Origin of the sequence: Saccharomonospora iraqiensis subsp. paurometabolica YIM 90007, assembly GCF_000231035.2 — a bacterium.
In the GTDB taxonomy this organism is placed as follows: domain Bacteria; phylum Actinomycetota; class Actinomycetes; order Mycobacteriales; family Pseudonocardiaceae; genus Saccharomonospora; species Saccharomonospora paurometabolica.
Map to the genome: position 1 here is coordinate 130377 of NZ_KI912225.1, position 6672 is coordinate 137048.

The following is a 6672-nucleotide window of genomic DNA, read 5'->3' on the forward strand; positions in this document are numbered from 1 at the left end:
ACGCGGGACCGCTCGGCACGCTGATCCGGCTGTTCCTGCTCAACGAGGCCGTACCCCGCGCCGAGGCCGCCACCGCGCTCGCACCGCTGGGGCCGGACGAGGCACTGGAGGCCGGGCTGCTGCGGCCCGCGGGCGACGACGGCCACGTCCTCGCCGGGCTCGACCTCCGGCCGCACGGTGACGAGGAGGGCAGCTGGTGGGTGCTGGCGGACCTGGACTCCGAACAGTCCGGGCGCCCCGCACACGCCGACCACGTGCTCGGGGTGGGGCACGCCTCGCTGAGCCTGGTGCGGGCGACCAGCCGGCGCCCGGTGGGCACCGTGCTCGACCTCGGCACCGGCAACGGCGTCCAGGCCCTGCACGCGAGCAGGCACGCGGAGCGGATCACCGCCACCGACGTGTCGGCGCGGGCCCTGGCGCTGGCGCGGGCGACGTTCGAGCTCAACGGGCTGGACGTGGAACTGCTGCGGGGCGAGTGGTTCGCCCCGGTGGCCCGGCGCCGGTTCGACCGGGTCGTGTGCAATCCGCCGTTCGTCGTCGGCCCGCCGCGGGTGGACTACGTCTACCGCGACTCCGGGCTGGCGGGCGACGACGCGAGCGCGCTCGTGGTGCGGCAGCTGCCCGGATTCCTCACCGAGGGCGGCACCGGGCACCTGCTCGCGTCCTGGCTGCACGTCGCCGGGCAGGACTGGGCCGACCGGGTCGGTGGCTGGTTGCCGCCCGGGACCGACGGCTGGTTCGTGCAACGCGACGTGGCCGACCCCGCGCTCTACGTCGGCACGTGGCTGCGGGACGCCGGTGTCGACCCCCGCTCCCCGGAGGGGCGGGCCAAGGCGGCGGCGTGGCTGGACTTCTTCGCCGAGCAGGACGTCGAGGGCATCGGGTTCGGGTTCGTCACGCTCCGCCGCACCGACGCCACCCCGACCGTGGTGTGCGAGGACCTGCGGCAGGCCTACGACGATCCGCTCGGTGACGAGGCCGCGGCCTGGCTCGACCGGGTGGACCAGCTGCGCACGCACGGCCACGACCTGCTCGGGACGGTGTTCCGGGTGCCGGACACCGTGGCGCTGGAACGGATCGAGGCGCCCACCGACGAGGGGTGGGCCACGGCCGTGCGGCGGCTGCACCGTTCGGACGGGCCGGGGTGGCAGCACGAGCTGGACGAGCTCACGACGGCGCTGCTGGCGGGGTGCCGCGGCGCGTTGCCGCTCGGTGACCTGGTCGACCTGCTCGCGGCCGGACACGGCGAGGACCCGGAGACGTTGCGCGACGCGGCGGTGCCGGTGGCCACCGAGCTGGTGCGGCACGGGATGCTGGAGATCGTGCGGTGAGGGCGGTGGCCGCGCGGGTCACCGGGGCGTCGGTGACCGTCGACGGGGAGGTCGTCGGCGCGATCGACGAGCCGGGCCTGCTGGTGCTGCTCGGCGTGCACACCGACGACACCGCGGCGCAGGCGGAGACGATGGCGCGCAAACTGCACGAGCTGCGCCTGCTGCGCGACGAGCGGTCCTGCGCCACGGCGGACGCCCCACTGCTGGTGGTCAGCCAGTTCACGTTGTACGGGGACACGCGGAAGGGGCGCAGGCCGTCGTGGACGGCCGCGGCGCGCCCGGAGCACGCCGAACGGCTCGTCGACGCGGTGGTGGCCCGGCTGGGCGAGCGCGGCGCGCGGGTGGCCACCGGCCGGTTCGGGGCCGCGATGGAGGTCCACAGCGTCAACGACGGCCCCTTCACGGTGTTGGTCGAGGCGTGAGCCGCCGGCCGTGGAGCGGCGCGGTCATCCCACCACAGCCCTGCCCCGTTACCGATTCGTGACGGAGTCAACACCGGCCGCGCCGCGGGAACGAATCCCGGCGCCGGGACGTTGATCCGGGTGTCCAGCCACGCAGCTGGGTACGTGGGGCGAGTTCCACAGGCTCGCCGCGCGGCGCATGACGCGGACGTGCCCGAAGCGGCACGTCAGCCCGTTGACCGGGGAGGCACCATGTCCGTCCAGACACTCGAACGTTCCGCCCGCGGTATCGGTGAGCGGACCATTCCGATGCCCACCGACGACGACGTCGCGCCCGTGGCCCCCGCAGGCATCACCGCCGAGGAGGCCGACCTCGACGCCCAGGGACCCGCCGCCGACCTGGTCCGCGTCTACCTCAACGGCATCGGCCGGACTGCCCTGCTCAGCGCGCAGGAGGAGGTCGACCTCGCCAAGCGGATCGAGGCCGGGGTGTTCGCCCAGCACGTACTCGACACCGACGAGGACCTCTCCCGCGAGCGCAGGCTCGAACTCGCGGCGGTCGTGCGGGACGGGCAGGTCGCCAAGAACCACCTGCTGCAGGCGAACCTGCGGCTGGTGGTCTCGCTGGCGAAGCGCTACACCGGGCGGGGGATGCCGCTGCTGGACCTGATCCAGGAGGGCAATCTCGGGCTGATCCGCGCGGTGGAGAAGTTCGACTACACCAAGGGCTTCAAGTTCTCCACCTACGCCACCTGGTGGATCCGCCAGGCCATCACCCGGGGCATGGCCGACCAGGGCCGCACCATCCGGCTGCCGGTGCACCTGGTCGAGCAGGTGAACAAGCTCGCCCGCATCAAGCGCGACCTGCACCAGAAGCTCGGCCGGGAGGCCACGAACGAGGAGCTCGCGGCCGAGTCCGGCATCGCCGAGCACAAGGTGTCCAACCTGCTCGACCACGCGCGCGACCCGGTGAGCCTGGACATGCCGGTCGGCAGCGAGGAGGACGCGCCGCTCGGGGACTTCATCGAGGACTCCGAGGCCGCCGACGCCGAGAACTCGGTGATCTCCGGGCTGTTGCACGACGACCTGCGCCGGGTCCTGGCCACGCTCGACGAGCGCGAGCAGAACGTGATCCGGCTGCGCTACGGGCTGGACGACGGCCAGCCCCGCACACTCGACCAGATCGGCAGGCACTTCAACCTCTCCCGCGAGCGGGTGCGCCAGATCGAGCGCGAGGTGATGGCCAAGCTGCGGCACGGCGAACGGGCCGACAAACTCCGCGCCTACGCCAGCTGAGTCCCGTCGGTGTCGTGTCCTGGTCCGGCCGGGCACGACACCGACATCGTCCGGGTAGCCAACCGGCCGGAAAATGTGGCGGAAGGCGTCGCAGGATCACCCGGACAGCGGCGTTGACGTCCGGCCCCCGGGCGGGGGACCGTCGGGGGCGCGTTCACCGGGCGGGCGGCCTTCGGCCGTCCGTGGTGTGCGGCGCCGTGTTGGCAGGTGTGGGTCCTCGCGGCCGGTCGTCCCCGGCCGTCCACCGGGGGCCGGGTCCGGTGGGCCCGGCCCCCGACCTGTCGGCACACCCGGTCTCCGGCTCCGCCCCGCACGGCCACCGCGGCGGTGGGTGATCTGTGTCGCGCCCGGGCGCCCCGGCGCTGTCCGATCCCGGCGCGGTCGCGGTACGGTCTGGTCCCTTTCACCGGATCAGACCGCCTTGCCGAGGGAAAACGGAGCCGCAGCTGTGACCGTCCCCGAATCCACGTCCGCGTTCCAGCACACCGACGTCCTCCCGCTCGGTCCGGACACCACCACCGAGTACCGCCTGGTGACCGAGGAGGGCGTGCGGGTCGTCGAGGCCGCAGGCCGCCGGTTCCTCGAGATCCGGCCCGAGGCGCTGACCGAGCTGGCGCACGCGGCCGTCACCGACATCCAGCATCTGCTGCGCTCGTCGCACCTGGCACAGCTGCGCGCGATCGTGGACGACCCGGAGGCCAGCGGCAACGACCGGTTCGTCGCGATGGATCTGCTGCGCAACGCCGCCGTCTCGGCGGGCGGGGTGCTGCCGATGTGCCAGGACACCGGCACCGCCATCGTGGTGGGCAAGCGCTCCGAGGGCGTGCTCACCGGCGGCACCGACGAGCGGGCGCTGTCCGAGGGGATCTACACCGCCTACCGCGACCTGAACCTGCGGTACTCGCAGATGGCGCCGCTGACCTTCTGGGACGAGCGCAACACCGGCACCAACCTGCCCGCGCAGATCGAGCTGTTCCACAAGGACACCGGCCACGCGGGCGCGGCGTCCGATGGGACGAGTGCCGACGGTGCGGGCGCCGACCCGGCCGACGGCACCACCGACGCCACCGCCGACGCCGACCCCTCCTACGAGTTCCTGTTCCTGGCCAAGGGCGGCGGCAGCGCCAACAAGACGTTCCTGTACCAGGAGACCAAGGCCGTGCTGAACCCGAAGCGGCTCGCCCGGTTCCTGGACGAGAAGCTGCGCGGCCTGGGCACCGCGGCCTGCCCGCCGTACCACCTGGCGATCGTGGTCGGTGGGATGTCGGCCGAGTACAACCTCAAGGTCGCCAAACTGGCGTCGGCGCGGTACCTGGACGAGCTGCCCGCCGAGGGGTCCGAGCTGGGCCACGGCTTCCGGGACCGGGAGCTGGAGCAGCAGGTGCTGGAGATGACCCGGCAGTTCGGCATCGGGGCCCAGTTCGGGGGCAAGTACTTCTGCCACGACGTGCGGGTGATCCGGCTGCCCCGGCACGGCGCGTCCTGCCCCGTCGGTATCGCGGTGTCCTGCTCGGCCGACCGCCAGGCCAAGGCGAAGATCACCCCGGAAGGGGTCTTCCTGGAACAGCTGGAGCGGGACCCGGCGCGGTTCCTGCCGGAGGTGTCCGAGGGCGACCTGTCCGACGAGGTGGTCGAGGTCGACCTGAACCGGCCGATGTCCGAGATCCGCGCGCAGCTGTCCCAGCTGCCGGTGAAGACCCGGCTGAGCCTCACCGGGCCGCTGGTCGTGGCCCGCGACATCGCCCACTCCAAGATCGCCGAGCGGCTGGACGCCGGTGAGGAGATGCCCTCCTACCTGCGCGACCACCCCGTGTACTACGCGGGCCCGGCCAAGACCCCGGACGGCTACCCGTCCGGCTCGTTCGGCCCCACCACGGCGGGCCGGATGGACTCCTACGTCCCGCAGTTCCAGGCCGCGGGCGGGTCGATGGTGATGTTGGCCAAGGGCAACCGGTCGAAGCAGGTCACCGAGTCCTGCCGGGAACACGGCGGGTTCTATCTCGGCTCGATCGGCGGGCCCGCCGCGCGGCTGGCGCAGGACTGCATCCGCAACGTCGAGGTCCTGGAGTACGCCGAGCTGGGGATGGAGGCCGTCTGGCGGATCGAGGTGGAGGACTTCCCCGCGTTCATCGTCCTCGACGACAAGGGCAACGACTTCTTCGCCGAGACCTCGGAACCGGTCCTGCAGATCTCGTTCCGCTCCTGAGAGCCGGGATGTGGCGGCCCTCCCCGGCCCCCCGACGGGAAGGGCCGCCACACCGCCCGGACGCCACTTCCTGGCGCTACTCCCGCTCGCTGCGGTGCTCCAGCACGACCGTCCGCTCGTCCAGCGGCGCGTCGAGCTCCACGGTCAGCGGCGGGTAGCGCATGTCCATCGTGCACATGGTGTCCGGGTCGGCGGGTTCCGTCTCGACCAGCGTGACCGTCACCCGCTTCGGGCCCGCCTCGGTGAGTTCGGCCGAGGCCTTCCCGCAGCCACCCTCCATGCCGACGACCCGGAGGGTGCGGCCGCCGTCGGCCACACCGACGTCGACGGGGTGGCCGTCGGGCAGGGCACTCCCGTCGATGCGGTCCGTGGGCAGCGGCTGGGCGTCCGGCGGCTTCTGGTCCGGCGGCGCGGAGCGGGACAGCTCCTGCGACGACGGGGCGCTCCGCGCACTGCCGTCCCCGGAACCGCCCGGACCTCCCGCCTCGGCCCGGTCGGGCTGGTCCGCGCAGGCCGCGCCGCCCAGCAGCACGGCACTCACGATCGTTCCCGTGACAACGGCTCGTGTTCGTCTCATGGACGGACAGACGTAACCGGGGCGCCGATAGGTTGCACGCATGACCGGAGACGGGCGGCTCGCCCGAGGGCTGGGCACCGGGGACGCGGTGGTGCTCGGGCTCGGGGCGATGATCGGTGCGGGGGTGTTCACCGCGTTCGCCCCGGCCGCGCGTGCCGCCGGGGCGGGGCTGCTGGTCGGTCTCGCGGTCGCGGCGGTGGTCGCCTACTGCAACGCGCGGTCCTCGGCCCGGCTCGCGGCGCGGTACCCGGAGTCCGGGGGCACCTACGTCTACGGACGCGAACGCCTGGGCCCGTTCTGGGGGTATCTGGCGGGCTGGGGGTTCGTGGTCGGCAAGACCGCGAGTTGCGCCGCGATGGCGCTGACGGTCGTCGCCTACGCCGCTCCGGGGCTCGGGCAGCCCTGGCGGGGGTTGTGCGCGGTGGGCGTGGTGGCGGTGCTGACCGCCGTCAACTACGTCGGGATGCACCGCTCGGCGCTGGCCACCCGCGTGCTGGTGACCGTCGGCCTGGGTGTGCTCGGCGCCGCCGTGCTGGCCCTGCTTCTCGCGGGCGGTCCCGACCCCGCCCGGCTGGCCCCGTTCCCGGGCACCGACCCGACCGGCGTGCTGCAGGCGGCCGGGTTGCTGTTCTTCGCCTTCGCCGGGTACGCGCGCATCGCCACCCTCGGCGAGGAGGTGCGTGACCCCGCCCGCACGATCCCCCGGGCGATCCCGCTGGCGCTGGGCACGGTCCTGCTGGTCTACGCCGCGGTGGCCGTCGCGGTGCTGCTCGTCGTCGGCCCGGCCGCGCTCGGGGCGCACGCCGACCCGGTGGCGTACGCGGTGTCGACGACGGCGTGGTCCGGGCTCGCACCCGTGGT

6 protein-coding genes are annotated in these 6672 nt (G+C 73.5%); 5 read left to right on the plus strand and 1 reads right to left on the minus strand.

What is annotated here, in order from left to right; all coding sequences use genetic code 11:
* The 4 genes from SACPADRAFT_RS26630 to SACPADRAFT_RS0209380 form a co-directional block, all read left to right on the plus strand.
* A partial coding sequence (locus SACPADRAFT_RS26630) for a DUF7782 domain-containing protein (RefSeq protein WP_040924132.1) occupies positions 1-1331 on the plus strand: 1331 nt, incomplete at its 5' end.
* Positions 1328-1753, plus strand: a complete 426-nt coding sequence (dtd, locus tag SACPADRAFT_RS0209370) for a D-aminoacyl-tRNA deacylase (protein ID WP_007025905.1) — start codon at positions 1328-1330, stop codon at positions 1751-1753. The genes SACPADRAFT_RS26630 and dtd, both read left to right, overlap by 4 nt.
* 231 nt (positions 1754-1984) lie before the next feature.
* Positions 1985-3028, plus strand: a complete 1044-nt coding sequence (locus SACPADRAFT_RS0209375) for a sigma-70 family RNA polymerase sigma factor (RefSeq protein WP_007025906.1) — start codon at positions 1985-1987, stop codon at positions 3026-3028.
* 448 nt (positions 3029-3476) lie between these two features.
* Positions 3477-5234 carry a fumarate hydratase gene (locus tag SACPADRAFT_RS0209380; RefSeq protein WP_007025907.1) on the plus strand — a complete coding sequence of 586 codons (1758 nt, stop codon included), beginning with the start codon at positions 3477-3479 and terminating at the stop codon, positions 5232-5234.
* Between the two features lie 76 nt (positions 5235-5310).
* Here the strand turns inward: SACPADRAFT_RS0209380 and SACPADRAFT_RS0209385 are convergent, their stop codons facing one another.
* Positions 5311-5775, minus strand: a complete 465-nt coding sequence (locus tag SACPADRAFT_RS0209385; RefSeq protein ID WP_007025908.1) for a hypothetical protein — start codon at positions 5773-5775, stop codon at positions 5311-5313.
* A 76-nt stretch (positions 5776-5851) separates the two neighbouring features.
* On the opposite strand from SACPADRAFT_RS0209385, the gene SACPADRAFT_RS0209390 reads away from it, so the two are divergent.
* Positions 5852-6672: APC family permease (locus tag SACPADRAFT_RS0209390; protein ID WP_007025909.1), on the plus strand; the 821-nt coding region annotated here is incomplete at its 3' end.

What these genes read in the sequence shown, in the direction of transcription:
- SACPADRAFT_RS0209375 (WP_007025906.1), top strand. Translation starts at nt 1,985, where the DNA reads ATGTCCGTCCAGACACTCGAACGTTCCGCCCGCGGTATCGGTGAGCGG.